The organism is Pseudomonas fluorescens (assembly GCF_003732425.1).
GTDB lineage: Bacteria > Pseudomonadota > Gammaproteobacteria > Pseudomonadales > Pseudomonadaceae > Aquipseudomonas > Aquipseudomonas fluorescens_BE.
This window is the reverse complement of the sequence record NZ_MOBX01000015.1, coordinates 595,969-614,462: the sequence shown is the minus strand read 5'-3', so window position 1 is coordinate 614,462 and position 18,494 is coordinate 595,969. Positions and strand designations below refer to the sequence as shown.

Here is an 18,494-nt window from a genome sequence, read left to right as displayed (position 1 = left end):
ATCAGACTGACAGCCGCAACCGCGCCAGATCCCTTAACGGCGGCGCACCAAACAAGCGGCTGTACTCGCGGCTGAACTGCGACGGACTTTCATACCCGACGCGATACCCCGCCGCCGACGCTTCCAGCCCTTCGGCCAGCATCAGGCGCCGCGCTTCTTGCAGGCGCAACTGCTTCTGATACTGCAACGGACTCATCGCCGTCATCGCCTTGAAGCGGTGATGCAAGGTCGACACGCTGAGGTTCACTTCTTTCGCCAGGTCATCGATGCGCAGCGGTTGTTCGAAGTTGCCGTTGAGCCATTTGATTGCCTGGCTGATGCGGTGGCTCTGACTGTTGGCAATCGCGATCTCATACAAGCGATGCCCCTGCGGGCTGCGCAGCAAGCGATAAAGAATCTCCCGGCGAATCAACGGCGCGAGCATGGCGATGTCTTTCGGCGCATCGAGCAGGCGCGCCAGACGCAGCACCGCATCGAGCATGGAGCTGTCGATCTGTTCGACATACAAACCACGCCCGGTCGGCCGGGTCGGCACGCCCATCGGGCCGGCGTCAGCGATCAGCGCGGTGATTTCGGTCGGGTCGATATCCAGGCGCACGGCGAGGATCGGTTCTTGCGGCGAGACATTGACCACGCGCCCGCTCAACGGCATCGAAACCGACACCACCAGATAATTCAGCGGGTCGTAATTGAAGAACTCGTCGGCCAGCCGCACCTCTTTGCGTCCCTGCGCCATGATGCACAGCGCCGGTTGCGCAAGCACCGGGGCGAAGTCGTGGGATCGGGTGTGACGCGACATGAACAGCGAGCCGATGGCGGTCTCGTAGCTGCCATCGTCGGTGGTGTTGCGGCGGATGATCGCCGCCAGTTCCGCGCGCTGTTTTTCCATGTCAGCGGTGGGTTTGGCTTGAAAACGATCGAATGACGTCATGCACGGCATCCTCGGCAGGGGAGGTGGAATGGAGCAGAGCATATGTTTGTGCAAGCGCCAGCGGTAGACACATCCTGCGAAATGCTTGCCTGATTCTGCCCCGGGGTGTTTCCGCGCCTGCCGCGATCCAACCCTGTAGGAGCTGCCGAAGGCGGCGATCTGTTGATCTTTAAGGCAAAATCAAAAGATCGCAGCCTTCGGCAGCTCCTACACAAAACGCGCATGACAGACGTGTGACGCAGTTTTACAGGTTGTTACAGGTCCTGCATGCAGTCTCGCAGGATTGTGCAACGCGACGGCAGAAATCGACTAACGGCGCCCGGCGTGCGGCCCTTAACCTTTGATCCTGTCGCAGCCCGTCCCCCGGCTGCCACGCGACTCCCTGGGAGGGTTGAACATGTCCAAGCAGATTCCCGTCAGTCATATGGCCTTCGTTCGAGCGCGCGCCGGGCGTTCGGCGGAACTCGGTGTACGCCTGAGCGCGTTGATCGAGCCGTCCCGCGCCGCCCCCGGTTGCCTGAGCTTTGCCTTGCAGCATTCGCAGTGTGATCCCGAGTTGTGGCTGGTCTGCGGGTTCTGGAGCAGCCAGCAAATGATGACCCACTACTTCAACAGCCCGGCGATGGAAATTTTCGCCGAGCTGGTGCAGGAACTGGTGGTCAACAGCCTCGATTTCCACACGTTCAAAGACGTGTCGGCGGCGCAAGCCCTCGGTCAATGCCCGGCGCCGGTACACAAACTCGTCGGTTGAGGGTTTAATGTCCGGCTTGTTTGTCTGAGCCGGGATATGTGACATGGCACGTAAAGAGTTCGAGCACTTCGAAGCAGTTTCCGCAGTCGTCCCCGTCGAGTTGGGCGGCAACAAGGGCTATCACGCGGCAATCGCGGTCAAGGCCCTGGTCGATGGCGGTGCACCACGCTTTCACAAACTGTTGAATGACCAGATTTTCCCCGGCGCCATTGCCGCCGATGAAGCGGCCATCAATGAGCTGGATAACCTCAAGGGCGTCACTGAAGACGCCGAGTTGATCTGGTAACGCGTTACTTGTTCGCGCCCGGACGCCACATCTTGAACAGGGCCTCCGGCCCCAGCTGGAAGTAATCCGCCGGCCCACCGCCGCGCAGAATCGGTTCTGCTGCGGCGGTGTCGTAGATGCCGTCCTTCAACAGCCACTTGGCGATATGCACGGCGACCACTTCGCCGAGGATCAGCCAGCTCGGCACGGTTTCGCCATCGGCGCGCTGCAACTGAATGATCTGCGTGACCTTGCACTCGAAGGACACCGGACTTTCGGCGACCCGTGGCACCGAAATCACTTTTGACGCCACCGTCGTCAATCCCGCCAATTCAAATTCGTTGACCTCAGGCGCGACCATTGCGCAGCTCTGGTTCATCTGCTCGGCCAACGGGCGGGTGGCGAGGTTCCAGACGAATTCGCCGGTTTGCTCGATATTGTTCAGGCTGTCTTTACGCCCGACGCTGGAAAAACCAATGATCGGCGGAATGTAGTTGAAGGCGTTGAAGAAGCTGTACGGCGCCAGGTTCAACTGGCCGTGGGCATCCTGTGAAGAAATCCAGCCGATCGGGCGTGGGCCGACGATGGCATTGAACGGATCGTGGGGCAGGCCGTGGCCGTTGGCGGGTTCGTAGAAATGGATGTCATCGGGCATGGCGGGTGATCCTGAGGCTGCGTTCTGAAGGGAGCCATAGTGCAAGGCTGCCCCACATATTTCCAGCCAAACCCCAATCCCCTGTAGGCGAAGGCCTACAGGGGATTTTTGTGGGGTTCGGAACATTGTCATCGCCCAGAAATGACTAAGCCCGGCCGAAGCCGGGCTGTGCGCTTTACAGTAGGGGTTAGCTGATGGCAGCCGATTGAGTGCGGTCATAACCGTCGGCAGCGAAAGTCGCGGAGCCAGTGCGGTCGTAGCCGTCTTCAGCGAAGGTCGCGGAGCCGGTGCGGTCATAGCCATCTTCAGCGAAAGTCGCGGAGCCAGTGCGGTCGTAGCCATCTTCAGCGAAGGTCGCGGAGCCGGTACGGTCATAGCCATTTTCAGCGACAGCAGCAGAACCGGTGCGGTCATAACCATCAGCAGCAACGGCGGAACCCGTGCGGTCGTAACCGTCGGCGGCGAAGGTGTTGGCAGCCAGTACGGACAGGGCGAAGGCAAGGATCAGTTTGGTTTTCATGTCGGTTACTCCAGATTCGTTGGCGGGTGTGTCTTGCATGGGTTTAATGCTACGCCAATTAAATTGATTGAAAAGCGCAAAATAATGCTAAAAACAATCGATTAACTCGATATTAAGGGCGGCGTATTTAAATCGCTTGCGTCGTCGAAGCGAGCGTCGCGCAGGTCATCGATCAGGTGATTGCAGGATGCAGGGGCAGCATTAATTAGCGATTAATCGCTGTGCGGCGTGTGTGAGGGATTTTTCATGCAGGTCTGGATAACGCGGTGACCCAATCGCGAGCAGGCTCTCTCCCACAGGGAAATGCATTCCAGATGTGGGAGCGAGTCTGCTCGCGAAGAGTCCATCACAGCCACCGTTGCAGTGGCTGTGAAACGCGATCAGTCAGTCACGATCCGCGAATGCTTCTGGGTGTCCTTCATGGTGATGTACACCAGCAACGACACCGCGATGCACGCCGTCACATACCAGTAGTAACCGGTTTCCATGCCGATGCTCTTGAACCACAGCGCGATGTATTCAGCGGTGCCGCCGAAGATCGACACGGTCAGTGCGTACGGCAGGCCAACGCCCAGCGCGCGGATTTCCGTCGGGAACAATTCAGCTTTCACCACCGCGTTGATCGAGGTGTAGCCGCTGACGATGATCAGCGCCGCCATGATCAGGAAGAACGCGCCCCACCAGGTCTGAATGGTGTGCAGGGTCATCAGGATTGGCACGGTGAAGATCGTCCCCAGCACGCCAAAGGCGATCAGGATCGGACGACGACCGATCTTGTCCGAGAGGCCACCGATGATCGGTTGCAGGCACATGAACAGGAACAGCGTGGCGGCAGAAATGGTGGTCGAGTCGGAGATGCTCATGCCGACGGTGTTCACCAGGTATTTCTGCATGTAGGTGGTGTAGGTGTAGAACGCCAGGGTGCCACCCATGGTCAGGCCGACCACGGTCAACAGCTCTTTGGGGTGGCGCATCAAGGTGCGCATGGCGCTTTCCTTGGATTTCTCTTTCTTGGTGAACGACTCGGTTTCTTCCATGCCACGACGCAGGTACAGCGCCACCACCGCACACAGCGCGCCGATGGCGAACGGAATACGCCAGCCCCATGCGTACAGCTGTTCCGTGGTCAGCACGTTCTGCAGCACGATCAATACGCCCAGGGCGATGAGCTGGCCGGAAATCAGCGTCACGTACTGGAAACTGGAGAAGAAGCCGCGACGTTCCTTGGTCGCCATTTCCGAGAGATAAGTCGCCGAGGTGCCGTATTCGCCACCGACCGACAGGCCTTGCAGCAGACGGGCGAACACCAACAGGATCGGCGCGCCGATGCCGATGGTTTCGTAGTTTGGGCTGAGGGCGATCAACAGCGAGCCGAAGCACATCAGGTAAACCGACGCCATCAGGGCTTTTTTACGGCCGACCTTGTCGGCGTACATGCCCATCAGCCAGCCACCGATCGGGCGCATCAGAAAACCGACGGCGAAAATTGCGGCGGTGTTCATCAGTTGGGCAGTGGTGGAACCGGCGGGGAAGAAGGTTTTTGCGAAGTACAGGGAGAAGGCGGCATACACGTACCAGTCGTACCACTCGACCATGTTGCCGACGGAACCGCTGAAGATCGATTTGATCCGGCTGGCGGTGGTTCTTTCTTTGGCCGGCACGGCAGCCGACCCAAGTGGCAGGGTGTTGGAGTTATCCATTGAAGGATCCTTCGTTTAATTGTTTTTGTGGAGCGCGTCGAAACGCAGCCTGCGAGGGCTATAGCAGGAGGTGTGCCAACGGGGGGAGGGCCGGTTTAGAGGGGGTGACGGGATTGGGTGAGCGGAAATCCGCTTATTGGTAGCTACTTACGAGCGGAAATTTGCTTATGCATCTGGGCATTTACGGGGATCTGCTGACGTCTTCGCGAGCAGGCTCGCTCCCACAGGGGAATGCATTTCAAAGGTGGGAGCGAGCCTGCTCGCGAAGGGGGCAGTACAGGCGCTACAGAAACATCTCCCGACTCAACCCATGTCGCTGCAGCTTTTCATTGAACGTGCGGCGCGGCAGTTGCAGTTCTTCCAGCACCGCTTTCACATCACCCTTGTGCCGGGTCAGCGCCGCGCGCAAGCACTGCGCCTCAAACGCTTCCTGCTGCGCTGCCAAGGATTGTCCCGGATCAATCCCCTCCACCGGTTCATCCAGCCCCAACACCTGACGTTCGGCAACGTTGGCCAGTTCGCGCACATTGCCCGGCCAGTCGTGGCTGAGCAGATGGCTCAATTGCGCGCCACTCAAGGGGGGAAAGGTGCGGCCCAGGCGGGCAGCGGCATTGTGGGCGAAGGTTTCGAACAGCAGCGGAATGTCTTCGCGGCGATCGCGCAATGGCGGCAAGCGCAGTTCGGCGACGTTCAGACGATAGGCCAGATCCTCACGAAAACGTCCGGCCCGGGCTTCATCGAGCAGGTCGGGTTTGGTCGCTGCGACAATGCGCAGATCAACGCGAATGCTCTGGTTCGAACCCAGCCGTTCAAGCTTTTGTTCCTGCAACACGCGCAGCAGTTTCACCTGTTGCGCCAGCGGCATGCTTTCGATTTCATCGAGAAACAAGGTGCCGCCGTCGGCGTATTCCAGCTTGCCGATGCGTTTGCCCGAGGCGCCGGTAAACGCGCCGCTCTCGTGACCGAACAACTCCGCCTCGAACAACTGCTCAGGTATCGCCGCGCAGTTCAGCGCCACAAACGGCTTGGCCGCACGCGGGCCGAAATCATGCAGGCATCGCGCGACCAGTTCCTTGCCGCTGCCGGTTTCGCCACGGATCAACACATTGACCGGCAACGCCGCCAGGTCCAGCACTTGCCGACGCAGGGTCTGCAGGCCACGGGACACGCCGAGCAACGTCGCATCGAGTTTCGCGCGGTTGTCGGCCTGCTCGTGCAGGGCACGGTTTTCCAGGATCAGCCAGCGTTTGTCCAGCGCCCGGCGCAAGCTGCCGAGCAGGGTTTGCGGGCTGAACGGTTTTTCCAGAAAGTCGTAGGCGCCGTCGCGCATCGCTTCGACGGCCATCGGTACATCGCCATGACCCGTGAGCAGAATCACCGGTAGATCGGCATCGCGTTTCTGCACTTCGGCCAATAACGCCAGACCGCCCATGCCGGGCATGCGCACGTCGCTGAGGATCACCCCGGCAAAGTGCGCAGGCAGCGCGGCGAGGCACTCCTCGGCACGGCTGAACAGTTGCACCTCGAACCCCGACAGACTCAGCCACTGCTCGACGGCGCTGCGAATGCTGCTTTCGTCATCGACCACCATCACTGAATTGAGCATCAGATGTGTGCCTCCAGATCGATCGGCAAAGTCAGGCTGAACACCGCGCCGCTGTCACCATTCTCGACGCTCAGGCGGCCGCCGGATTCATGCACGATAGCGAAAGATACCGCCAAGCCGAGACCCAAACCGTCACCCACCGGTTTGGTGGTGAAGAACGGATCGAACACCTGGCTCAGGTGTTCTTCAGCAATGCCACCGCCGTTGTCGATCACACTCAGACGCCAAAGTTGTTCATCGGCTTCCAGGCGAATTTCCAGACGCTTGCACGGCTTGCCCTGCATCGCATCGAGGGCGTTGCGCAGCAGGTTGATCAGCACCTGTTCGAGCCGAATTGCATCACCGCGTACCCACGCCGGACGCGTCAGGTGCAGCACCAGACTGACCTGCTCGTCACGCAGCCGCGTATCGAGCAAGTGCAGCGACTGATCGACCACCGTGGCCAGGTCCAGCCGCTCGCGCAAACCGCTGGGGCTTTTGCGCGCGAACGTCTTGAGGTGGCCGGTGAGGGCGGCCATGCGCGTGAGCATATCGTCCACCGGTTTCAGCGCCTTGTACGCGTCATCGACACGGCCATGTTCGAGCAGCAAACGCAAGGTCGCCAGTTGCATGCGCTGGGCGGTCAGCGGCTGATTGATTTCGTGGGCGAGGGCGGCGGACATCTGCCCCAGCGCGGCGAGTTTGGCCGATTGCACCAGACCTTCCTGAGCGGTACGCAGGTCGCGGGTGCGCTCCTCGACCAGATGTTCGAGCTCTTCGCGGTTGCGCTGGCGCACCTTGGCCAGACGCCAGCGCTGGTTGAGGAACAACAGCAAGAACACCAGCGCCAGCCACACCCCGGCGGCGGCGAGGGCGGCATTGCGCAAATCTTCGAAGGCTACTTGCGGGCGGCGCAACAGGTGCAAGGTCCAGCCTTCGGTCGTCAGTGGCAGCGATTCCCACAAATAATCCGCCGTGCCCTGCGGACCCTCGACCCGGCGCAGGTCGCTGTTGTCATCGAAGCGGCGCAACGATAAGTGGGTCAGGGGCACCAGCGATTGCTTGTCGTACTGACGCGTGCTCTTGATCTCGGCCTGATCGCTGGCGCTCAACGGCCGCAGAGCGCGATAACGCCAGCCCGGTTGATTGGCGATGAAGATAATCCCGCGTGCATCGCTGACCAGCAAGGTGTCATTGCCCTGGCTCCACTCCCGCTCCAGCTCGGGGAATTCCAGCTTGACCACCATCGCGCCGAGGAACTCGTCGTTTTCGCCCAGCACCGCGCTGGAGAGGAAGTAGCCGGGTATGCCGCTGGTCACGCCCACCGCATAAAAACGTCCGGTACCCTGGGTGCGGGTCTGGCTGAAATACGGGCGAAACCCGTAGTTGTGGCCGACGTAGCTGCTTGGCAGGCGCCAGTTGCTCGCGGCCACGGCAAGGCCGGTGTGATCGAGCAGTTCAAGGGTCGAGGATTGCGCCGCGCCGTTGATCTTCTCCAGTTTGAGATTCAGCGCGGCTTGTTGCTCGGTATCCACAGGACCGGCCAGCGCCGAGCGTAATTGCGGATCGAGTGCCAGCACGGCGGGCAGGGCGCGGTAGCGGTCGATCAGGGTGTGCAGCGAGTTGGCGTAGAGCGCCAGTTGCTGGCTGGCGCGCGCCGCGTCTTCCTCAAGCGCCTGACGTTCGGCGTGACGGATGGCAAGCGTCGCGGCAATCGCCGTGCCGGCGATGATCAGCAGGGTATACAACGACAGACGCAGGGTACGGGAAGTCGGCAGCATACTGGGCAAATGGATGACAAGTCGGGCGGGCACGATAGCATGCTGTCAGCGTTTTCCAGCCGTCTTCACACGAAAACTAACGGCTGAGCAGCGCTTGGGTCTGTCTCAATTGACCGGCGCCTGCGCCTGCAATTTCATGCAGTATTTCGAACGTGCCCGCCAAGGTGCTGAGCGCCGCACTGGCCTCACTGGCGACATCGACTCCTCGTCACTGACTAGGCGGCTTTTTGCTGGCTGTAGTGGCGATACCTTTGCAACAGTTCGCGATTTCGATTGGCTTGAGCAATGCGTACCGTTATGTCCTTCTGGATCTGCTCGCGGCTTATCGTGCCGGCTTTGTCGGTGCCAATGGTGTTATTGGCCCGGTCAAAGGCCAGTTGGAGGGTGCCCATCACGCCTTCGGAATAGAATTCGTTGATCTCAAGGTTGGCGAATGTTGCGTTTACGTAGCTGCGATCCCGCTCCAGGAACCCGGTCAGCAGAATGAGGGCATTGTCCAGGGCACCGATATCCTTGTCCCTTAGACCGACCATTGCCGACGCCGCATCCAGTGCTGTTTGCTCGATGGCCAGAAGTTCACTGGCAGCGGGAACGCCTTTTTGGCCAAGTACAGATGACGCAACGGTATCAAGCAATTTTTTCGCGCCTCTCGCGGTTCGAGGGTCATAGGGCATGGCCGTTTTTTTCATGAACTCCACAGGGCTGGTAAAGACGCTGATGTTAGCTTCGTTGTAAATGGCTTGCGGATTGAGCTTTTGAGCATCGGGCAGGACCGGCGTCGAGAGCGTTGTCATCAAGCCCAGTTTGTCCATGATTTTTCCTGAGGCGAGGCGGGTAACCGAGCCGAGAAGAGGAATGCCTGTCATATACTCTGTTCCCTTCGACGCCGCTGTGCCCACAACGCCTTTTGCCACTTGAAAAGTAACGTTGACCCCAGCCCGTTTTACAATGTCGCGAGTGGTGAAAAGAGCGTTCAATTGCGTGTCCAGCGCTTGCAGTTCGTCTCCCATGGTTTCCAAGACTCTGGAGAATTCTTCGATCCTCTGCTTATCACTGGCGAGATCTTTATTGGTGCCATTGTCATCAATGAAAATCAGCGGGTTATTACCTACAAATACATACAGGTTCAGCCCATCCACATCCCCTGCCGGGTCGGGACTGACCCAACGCTGCAGCCACGGCGCGTAGTACCGCGCGCCGTAGTAATAGAGCCCGCTGACATCCATCTCCTTGCCCGAATAACGGATGAATTTGTAGCTGACCCCGGTCTCCGGTTTTTCGACCATCCACGCCGTCGCGCCGAACGGGTAATAGCCTTCATGGCTGATCATGTGCGCATTCTGATCCAGCTCCATCGTGCACGAGCCCAGGTGGTCGTCGAGGCGGTAGCGCAGTTGATTGTTCTCGATACCAGCAGGCGGCGACGTGACCCAATGCAGGCAGCGCGCGTTGCCCAGCTGGATGATGTGCAGTTCTTCGCCATTGTCCTTGCTGCGGATTTCCAGCCCCGGCAGATAGCGCACCTGATGAAAGTGCAGGGTGCTTGCGCCATACCATTCGTGGCGCTTGAACACCCGGCCACCCTGGCTGTAGTGGTAATGCTCGGTGTCGTTGCGACCGTCCTCCCGGGCGATCAGCGTGACGTTCTGCAACTCGTCGCGCACGTTCCAGCGCAGCGGCTGGCCCGGTTGCACGGCCAGCAGGTTGCCGTGACGGTCGAACAGGCTGTCGAAGTCAGGATCCGGATCCCCCGGTTTCCAGCGCACGCCACGGTTGCTGACCGAATCGATGCACATCTGCACGGTGTGATCGGCGCCAGCGCGCACATGCACCCGTTTCTCCAGATTGCCGCCGCTGTCGTAGGTGTAGGTCTGGGTGTAATTGAGGCGATTGTTCGGATCGGTCGGATTGGGCAGGCCGGGAATATCCGAGAGCGGGCCGTCGTCGTAGCCGGTCGCGCTGATCAGCCGGTACAGCGTGTCGTAGCGGAAGTCGCGATGGCCATCGACCCTCTGGTTGGCGAACCAGCTCGGCGCAAAGGCGTGGTCTTCGATGCGGGTGATATTGCCGACGCGGTCGTAAAAATATTCGAAGTCTTGCAGCACCTCGCCGTTGTCCTTGCGACTGGACTGCGTATGCAGTCGACCATCGGCTGGATCGTAGCTCCACTGGCTGTGCATGCCGTTGCCGGACTGCTGTTCGATAATCTGCTCGGCGGCGTTGTAGTGAGCGTCGTTTAGCACCGGTCGCCAGGCGGTTTCGCCGTTGATCAACAACTGCACCTGTCTGAGCTGGCCGGTCAGACCATAGTGCGATTGCTGGCGATGGCCACCGGCATCGGTCTGTTCCAGCACCGCGCCCAGCGGGCTGAAAATCCGCCGGCTGGTGAAGGCTTCTTTATCGAGGAAAGTACGGGTTTCGCGCAGCGGCTGGCCGTTGAGGGCGAAGCTGTCGGTACGCAGCGTGCCGGCGCGATCGCTCTGTTCAAGCAACTGGCCACGCTGGTTGTGCCCAGCGTCGGCACTGGCGTCGGCATAATGGAACACATCGATGTCGACCTCGTCGTTTTCCGCGACCGTCACCGGGCGCAACTGATTGTCGAAAGTCGTGCGCCAATGGTTGTCGCCCTTGTCCCAGCGTTGCAGCGGCTCACCAGCCAGGCCTGGCAGGTGCAGGCGCCAGCCGGCGTCGACGCTGTCGGTTCTCAAGGGCTGGCCGTCGAGGCGGTAAATCGTCGTCATGCCGGGCACGGGCAGCCGCGGATCGAACTGCGCCACCAGGCGTCCGCCGAGATCATGTTGCTGGCGGTTGACCAAGGCTACGACTTCGGTAGCGCTGCGCAGGTAAGCGACCTGGCGCACCGGCAAGCCGCGACCATCGCTGGCCGATAGCGCGGGGGTGCGCCAATGCACGGACCGATTCATCTCCTGACACTCCGGTATTTGGTCATTTCAACCTGTCCTCTTCATTGCAGTGCGTGTTTGTCTGCGCATGTACTGACTGTCCGTAGTACCCCTCTCTTTGTACAAACCAAGTATCGCCTCATCGATTGCAATGTTGTCCAGCAGGCTCCGGGTTTGCTCGTGCATGCCCGAGCGAGTGATCGGCGCGAGCGTTTGCGCGGAAGTCATGTGGTTGACGTTGGGCAGTACATTGCCGGGGTAGACAACATCTGTTCCTGCGGCGTCAAACGCGTTTTCGGCCCAGGCGGCGCGTTGTTGGACTGCTGTTTTCCAATCGGCGAGCATTGTTTCGATTTTTGCAATCTTCACCGGATCCAGACGGTTCTGGATGTCCTGCGCTTCAATGGCCCGTGTAAACAGTGTGAGGAAGTGGGGGACAATCGATAACCACGAGCCAATGACTCTGTTCATCATGAAATCGGGGTTGAACACCGAATTGAGTGTCTGATCGACCAATTGCTCTTTCACGTCCGTCCACGAACTGATCTCCTTGACCGCCCCAGTGATGCCCAAACCCTCGTCAATTGCGCTGACTGACATTTTTGAAGTTTGAGGGATCAACGGACCGAACCCGAGTCCGACACGTTCCGCGACCGGAGCGATCATTGCAGCGCTCAGGTCTCCGCCCGCAGCCCCTCCGACCATGCCGCTGACGGTCAGAAAATTCATCTCTTCAAGCACCGAAGGAACTAACGGCTGGACAAAGCCGCTACCCAGGTCGCCGCCTTTCTTGGTTGAGGCAAACCAGGTGACGCCTTCGGCAACCGTGTTCAGTGCCATGGTTTTTTCAAAGCCTTGTGGATAAAGAATGTTAAACAGCTGCCCCCTGACTTGCAGGGCATGTTCATTGACGGCTGACTGAAACCGCGACGTCATCATGATCACGGCTTCCGCACGCGTGTTGCCGTCAGGATCGACATAGCGCATAGGGTTGTTGCCTACAAACCCGTACAGATTCAGGCCGTCGGCTGGCGAAGCGTCAGGGCTGACCCAACGTTGCAACCACGGCGCGTAGTAGCGCGCGCCGTAGTAGTACAAACCGCTGACATCCATCTCCTTGCCTGAATAACGGATGAATTTGTAGCTGACTGTCGCCGATTTTTCGGCCATCCACGCCGTGGCGCCGAACGGGTAATAACCTTCGTGGCTGATCAGTTGCGCGGCCTGATCCAGTTCCATCCCGCAGGAGCCCAAGTGATCGTCGAGGCTGTAGCGCAGTTGATTGTTGTCGATGTGCCGGGGCGGGTTCTTTGCCCAGTGCAGGCAGCGGGCACTGCCGAGGCTGATGACGTGCAGTTCTTCGCCGTTGTCCTTGCTGCGGATTTCCAGCCCCGGCAGGTAGCGCACCTGATGAAAATGCTCAGCGCTGTCGGTGAAGGTTTCGTGGCGTTTGAACACCCGCGCACCCTGGCTGTAGCGGTAGTGCTCGGCGTCGTCGCGCGTGCCGTCTCGGGCAATCAGCGTTACGCGTTGCAGCTCATCCCGCGCATTCCATTGCATAGCCTGTCCCGGTTGCAGGTTCTGCTGGTTGCCGTGGCGATCGAACAGACTGTCGAAGTCGGGCTCCGGATCACCCGGGTGCCAGCGCAGACCACGGTTGCTGTTCGGGTCAATGCGCATTTTGCAGGTGTGGCTGGCACCGGCCCGCACATGTTTGAGTTCGATCAGGTTGTTGCCGGCGTCGTATTGGTAGGTCTGGGTGTAGTTGAGCCGATTGTGCGGGTCGCCGGGTTGCGGCAGGCCGGGGATGTCGGACGGTGGAGCATCGTCGTAACCGGTCGCGCGAGTCAGTCGGTACAGCGAGTCATAGGTGAAATCCCGATGGCCATCGACCCGCTGGTTGGCGAAGTAAACCGGCTGGAAGGCGTGGTCTTCGATGCGGGTAATGTTGCCGACGGGGTCGTAGAAATATTCGAAGTCTTGCAGCACTGCGCCGGCGTCTTTACGGCTGGACTGGGTGTGCAGACGACCATTGGCCGGGTCGTAGGTCCAGCGACTGAATACACGATTACCGGCCTGTTGTTCGATGATCTGGTCGGCGGCGTTGTATTGCGCATCGAGCAACACGGGCTGCCATTGGTTCTGGCCACTGATCAGTAATTGTTCCTGGCGCAGTTGCCCGGCCAGGCCATAACGCGATTGCTGACGATGGCCGCCGGCATCGGTTTGCTCCAGCACGGCGCCCATTGGGCTGAACATCCGACGGCTGGTGAAGCCTTCGCCATCGTGAAAGGTGCGGGTTTCGCTCAGCGTCTGGCCGATGAGTGCATAGCTGTCGGTGCGCAGGGTGCCCGAGCGGTCCTTCTGTTCCAGCAATTGTCCGCGTCGATTGAACCGGGGGTCGGCGGTGGCATCGGCGTAGGTAAAAACATCGACATCGGCCACGCCGTTTTCTTCGACCGCGACTACGCGCAACTGCTCATCGAACGTCGTGCGCCAATGGCCGTTGCGCGCATCCCAGCGTTGCAACGGTTCGCCGGCCAGCCCCGGCAGGAGCAGGCGCCAACCGGCATCGACGCTGGCGGTTTTCAGCGGCTCGCCGTCCAGGCGATAGATTGTGCTCAGGCATGCTATCGGCAGGCGGGGATCCCACTGCGCCACCAGCCGGCCCGGCGCATCATATTGCTGGCGGTTCACCTGCGGCGCGTCTGCGGTCGCGGTACGCAGATACGCGACCTGACGAACCGGCAGACCGCGACCATCGCTCACCGCCAGTGTTGGCGTGCGCCAATGCTCTGAGGCGGTCATGACCCAGGCACCGCTTTGCCAGCAGCGGGTTCAAGGGTGTCGTTGAAATCTTCACTGGCCTGATACCAGGGATGGTACGTCTCGCGGGAGAAGTCACCTTTGGCGTTGACCAGTCTGATCTGCCGTCCCAAAGCGTCATAGAACACCTGATCGAAGTAGCCGAGCTCACGCAAGGACTGATCGTCGACGTAGCCATGGGTATCGGCAAAGAACGGTCGGAACTGGCGCACAGGCAAGCCCTTGTTGTTGTATTCGACCCGTTCGCTGACGCGCCAGCGCGGATCGGCCGCGACCTCGACATACTTGCCGTCTTCAATGACGAGCGCGCCATCCTCGACCTTGTACGCCATTCCCGGATCCACCCGTTGCAGGTTTTGCAATGCCCGGCCAAAGCCGTCGACGCAGGCTTTGATGATCTGGATCTGCGCCGGAATCTCGTCGTCCGGATAGCGATCGGCACTGAGCATCACGCTGTGCACCGGCTCGCGCCGGGCCGCAGTGATCGCCTCGAGCAACGTCTGCTCCGCCGTGGTCAGCGTGCTGCGCCGCGCCAGCCGTTCGCGGGCGCTGGCGCGGATATGGCCGCTGGGCAGCACATAACCCGCGTCAACCCATTGCGCTGTCGCCGCGACCACTCCCATCCAGCTGAACAAGTCCTTGCGCAGGGTACTGGCGGCTTTTTGCACTGCCCCCAGCGGGTCCTCGATGGCAGGATCGGGGCGATGATCCTCCGGTCGCACGTATTCGCTCAGTGGTTTGAAGCCGGCCTCGGCACCGTTTTCCATGCCGTGAAAACTGGTGGCCAGCGGTTGTCCGGAGGGTTCGTAGATCGCCTCCTCGGTATTGTCGTTGGGATCGATGATGCTCAGCGGTTGCAGGGCGTGATAGTCGTAGGTGATCCGCGTGGTGCATTTATCGGGCAACTCGACCCGGGTCACGGCCAGGTGATAGTCGTCGTAGTTGGCCAGCGTATAGCCATTGCTTGGGGTTTCGCGGTAACGCTCGACTGTGTAGAAACCTTCAAGGTCCGCGTATTTGGCGAATCCGAAGTGCGCCGAATACAGTTCGGGATCAGCGTCTGTCGAGGCCGCTGGCTCAAACAGAAAGGGCATCGCTGTATAACCGATTTTCGCCAACTCGGTACGGATGTTGAACGGTGGTGGCAGGACGCCGTAGGCATCCAGCGCTGTCTTGTCCAGTTGTGCAATTTCCAGCGGCCCGGCGAGGGCTTCGAAATCGGCAACGCCGTCGGGTAGAGACGCACCGTCGGTAGTCACATAACGCTGTACGGACTGGGACGTCAGTACCCGTTCGGTATTCCAGTGCGGCGAATCCTGATGCAACGCCAATTGCTCATAGGACACTTGCGCCGGCGCGAGCCCGGTCGGCAGGGTGCCTTTGGGCAACACCAGCGCATTGTTGCGCTGCAGATACGGCAGCCCGAGCCGCCACTGCTGAGGATCGCTTTTGAGGTCAATGGACTGCGTACGGGTTTCACTCAGATAAAACGATTGCTGCGCCTCGTCATGCGCGTCGCGCCACCACTGCTGTTCATCCGGATCGGTGAAGGGCGGGGTGTCTTCTGCGGTCAGGCGGCGGGCATAGTTCACCGTCAGGGCGTGGGTCGGCAGGCCGAACTCGTTCCAGCGCAAATTGATTTCGTGGCTGCACAGCGGATCGTCGATGAAGCGGTCGTACCGATAGTTGATGGTTTCCAGCGTCAGCGGCAGCAAAACGGCGGCAGCATACTGCCCCTGTGGACGGACTTCGCGCACTCGATAGCGCAGTTCCTGCACGGCGTACGGGGTGGCAATGCCCGGTTCATCCAGGTCGGCATCGGCATAGGTTTCAACACGCACCACTGAACCGACCAGAGCCCTGGCAATCTGGTCGCGGGTTTCGTCGTCGTGGGGGGCTATCGATTGATCGAATTCCTCGGCGGGCGGGGTGCGACTGAACAAGGTGTTGCCCAGTACCACGGCGTCCTTGTCCTCATTGAAAAAGGGCTCGCGGGATCGATCCAGCGATTGTCCGGTGTGAAACCAGGTGCAGACCCGCACCGGTGCGCTGAAGCCGACATCGTCATCGCCGGTGGCGCTCTCGCTGTCGGTTTGCTGCAAATGGCCGAACCCGCGTAACTCGCGTTCCTTGCTGTCGTAAAACCCTTCACGCCAGGTGAACGTCTGGGTCAGGCAGTTGCCGGTGATTTCATCCAGTTGCTGCTGTTTCTTGACCACGGCCACCGGGAACGGCAGGTGCGAAACCGGAAGGCGTTCGCGTTTGAGCAGGTGCTGCTTTTCATCCAGCCATTCCTGCGCTGAACTGCGATAAATCACACGGGTACTGCAACCCATGTTGTTATTGCTGGCGGTCAGCAGCCAGGGTTTTGCCGAGACGAAATCGTAGCGCCAGTGCTGCGGCGTGGGGTGCGGCACTGTCAGGATCAGGCTCGCGCAGCCGAGACCTTGCAGATCGGCAAAACTCACCTGGGTGAAACGCTCATAGCGCACGCCTGCGGGCCACGGCACGATAACGGGGGTCAGTTGCAAGCCGTTGCCGCCCTGGTTCAGGTAGATCTCGGCATGCTCCGATTGCAGATAAATCAGCGCTGGCGCGCCGGAACCGTCAAGGTCAGCCAGACGCACCCGTGACGAATCGAACTGCTCGTAGCTGAAGGGCAGGGCACTGATCTTGCGACCGGCGCCAAAACGGCCATGTCCGAGGTTGGGCCAGCAGCGGATTTCATCGTGACGAATGCGGCACAGCTCGGGCATATCGCTGCCCAGCAGATTGCCCAGCAGTACCAGTTCCGTGCGAGAGTCGCTGAACAGCGGCAAGCGGTCATCGTCGGGTTCATGCTCCACGTCTTCGGCGGCAGCGAAGCCCTCTTCACGGCGGTTGGCATATAGGCGTACGGCGTTCGGACCGATCATTGCCACTGAGTTCAGACCGTCACCACTGAGGTCACCGAGGATCGAGAGCGCGTTGAAGAACTCCAGCGGGAACGCATCGAACGCGGTGAAGTCGGCGAACTGCCGTTGCTCGGTCAGCTTGCGAAAACCGCTGAGGCCGGGTTGCGCCGTGATCCAGTCCAGGCGACCGTCGCCCGTCAGGTCGGTGAGCAGTTGCCGAACCGGGCGGTTGCGGTTGGCCACCGGAATCTGCTCCAGCGCTGTCCAGGGCCCATAGCCGATCTCGTCGCCGCCCGAGGCCGCGCGCACGGGTTCGCGGTAATACCAGGACTGATCGTAGCGGCAGAGAAACCCCGGCACTCCCTCGCCATAAAGGTCGACACACTGATATAACCCGCCATCCTCGATGCCGGGCTGGGTCTGCGAATCCAGCAGGCGGGTCGGGGTTTTATTGATCTCAAAGGGCGTGTAGTCAAACTCCACCGGCGGTGTGTTTTCGACACGTCCGCTGGCATCGAACGCCTGATAGTGCGCGGCACTGATCTGGCTGTAGGCCCAGTGGCTGGAGGTTTGTGGACAGCGATACTCCAGCAGCAGGCGACGCACCAGTGTCGGCCGCTCGCCCAGTTCTGCCGGGAAGTGATGGAACATCAGCACTTGCTGGCACAGCCGGCGGGTGCTGATTTCGAAACCCTGACCGTAAGTGGAAAAGCAGTCTGCGCGGGTCAACCAGGGTTTGAGGTCAGGGCCGTCATACACCGGGGTTTCGGTTAGCGAGGGGGTGCGCTCGCCGTAGTCGAATATCAACTGGAAATGCCAGCCGGCCTGGCTCAGGTCGTCCATGTCCCAGGCGTACGGTTTTTTGCTCGCGGTGAAGTTGCCGTAGCACACCCGCTGCAGATAGCGCTGGGCGCGGTAATCGTGGATCGGGTCGCTGTCCTGATCGTCGGCCTTATAGACATAGGCGATGTGTTCGCCGCGGGTGTTCAGGCTTTCACAGAGCAACCAGGCAGCGACGCGTCCGGGAACGTCCGGATCCTCGCGGCGCGAGGCTGTGGTCTTGCCATAAACATGCAGCGAGCCGTCGGCGCCGTGGATCAGCCAGAACGTCGGGGGAGCCGTTTCATTCGTCTCCCGTTGCCAAAGTTCGCGCAGGGCAAAGTCACTTTCGACGCGTGCCCAATACCGCACCACGCGATGTCGCCCGATGGGTTCGCCGTCGTAGGTGGATTCAATGCGTGACTTGAGGCTGCCGTCGGCTTCAAGCTCTGGCATCCACACCTCGCCATCGTGGCCGATGATTTCGTCATGATCGGTGTAGCGCGGCACACCTTTATTGGTACGCCGACTGATCTGGCCAAGCCCCAGGCTCCAGCCGACACCGAAGGGGCCGTTGCCGGTCTGGCTGCTGTAACTCAACGACAGTTGCGGATCCCAGCCACGGCCGGCGGAAACGGGTAACGGCAGGGCGAACGATGCAGCACCGGTCGGCCCGACCGCCCCCCAACTTTTGCCGATGGTGGCAATCGAAGCGCTTTTAGCGATGGAGGGAGTTGTGATGCTCAGATCTTGATCAGCCATGGTCGAATCCATTACGCAGGGGAGGCGCGGGAGATTGACGCTAACAAGAAAAGCAGGAACCGGAACCTGTCAAACCTGACAGGTCATTAGCAGCACAGAGCT

Annotated in this window: 11 protein-coding genes; 2 read left to right on the top strand and 9 right to left on the bottom strand. The window is 60.2% G+C overall.

Annotation, left to right across the window (positions count from 1 at the left end):
• Position 1: 1 nt before the first annotated feature.
• Positions 2-931: an AraC family transcriptional regulator gene (locus BK670_RS24765; RefSeq protein ID WP_123453701.1), complete on the bottom strand. Its 930-nt coding sequence runs from the start codon at positions 929-931 to the stop codon at positions 2-4.
• 397 nt (positions 932-1,328) lie between these two features.
• Between BK670_RS24765 and BK670_RS24760 the strand changes: the two genes are divergently transcribed.
• Positions 1,329-1,682 (top strand): antibiotic biosynthesis monooxygenase family protein, encoded by a 354-nt coding sequence (locus tag BK670_RS24760; RefSeq protein WP_123453699.1) that lies wholly within the window; start codon positions 1,329-1,331, stop codon positions 1,680-1,682.
• Positions 1,683-1,725: 43 nt separating this feature from the next.
• A complete protein-coding gene (locus tag BK670_RS24755) occupies positions 1,726-1,968 on the top strand; it encodes a hypothetical protein (RefSeq protein ID WP_095048247.1) in 243 nt (80 codons plus the stop codon).
• Between the two features lie 4 nt (positions 1,969-1,972).
• On the opposite strand, the gene BK670_RS24750 is transcribed toward BK670_RS24755, so the two are convergent.
• The 8 genes from BK670_RS24750 to BK670_RS24715 form a co-directional block, all read right to left on the bottom strand.
• A complete protein-coding gene (locus BK670_RS24750; protein WP_123453697.1) occupies positions 1,973-2,602 on the bottom strand; it encodes a flavin reductase family protein in 630 nt (209 codons plus the stop codon).
• Positions 2,603-2,789: 187 nt separating this feature from the next.
• Positions 2,790-3,122: a hypothetical protein gene (locus BK670_RS24745; protein WP_123453695.1), complete on the bottom strand. Its 333-nt coding sequence runs from the start codon at positions 3,120-3,122 to the stop codon at positions 2,790-2,792.
• A gap of 380 nt (positions 3,123-3,502) precedes the next feature.
• Positions 3,503-4,822, bottom strand: coding sequence for an MFS transporter (locus BK670_RS24740; protein ID WP_123453693.1), 1,320 nt, complete (start codon positions 4,820-4,822; stop codon positions 3,503-3,505).
• 283 nt (positions 4,823-5,105) lie between these two features.
• Positions 5,106-6,428: a sigma-54-dependent transcriptional regulator gene (locus tag BK670_RS24735; protein ID WP_123453691.1), complete on the bottom strand. Its 1,323-nt coding sequence runs from the start codon at positions 6,426-6,428 to the stop codon at positions 5,106-5,108.
• Positions 6,428-8,188, bottom strand: coding sequence for an ATP-binding protein (locus tag BK670_RS24730; RefSeq protein WP_123453688.1), 1,761 nt, complete (start codon positions 8,186-8,188; stop codon positions 6,428-6,430). Before BK670_RS24730 ends, BK670_RS24735 begins: the two co-directional genes overlap by 1 nt.
• Positions 8,189-8,403: 215 nt before the next feature.
• Positions 8,404-11,112 carry an RHS repeat-associated core domain-containing protein gene (locus BK670_RS24725; protein ID WP_123453686.1) on the bottom strand — a complete coding sequence of 903 codons (2,709 nt, stop codon included), beginning with the start codon at positions 11,110-11,112 and terminating at the stop codon, positions 8,404-8,406.
• A 27-nt stretch (positions 11,113-11,139) separates the two neighbouring features.
• Positions 11,140-13,899, bottom strand: coding sequence for an RHS repeat-associated core domain-containing protein (locus BK670_RS24720; protein ID WP_123453684.1), 2,760 nt, complete (start codon positions 13,897-13,899; stop codon positions 11,140-11,142).
• Complete coding sequence (locus BK670_RS24715; RefSeq protein WP_123453681.1) at positions 13,896-18,392, bottom strand: SpvB/TcaC N-terminal domain-containing protein; 4,497 nt, start codon at positions 18,390-18,392, stop codon at positions 13,896-13,898. Before BK670_RS24715 ends, BK670_RS24720 begins: the two co-directional genes overlap by 4 nt.
• Between the last annotated feature and the right edge of the window lie 102 nt (positions 18,393-18,494).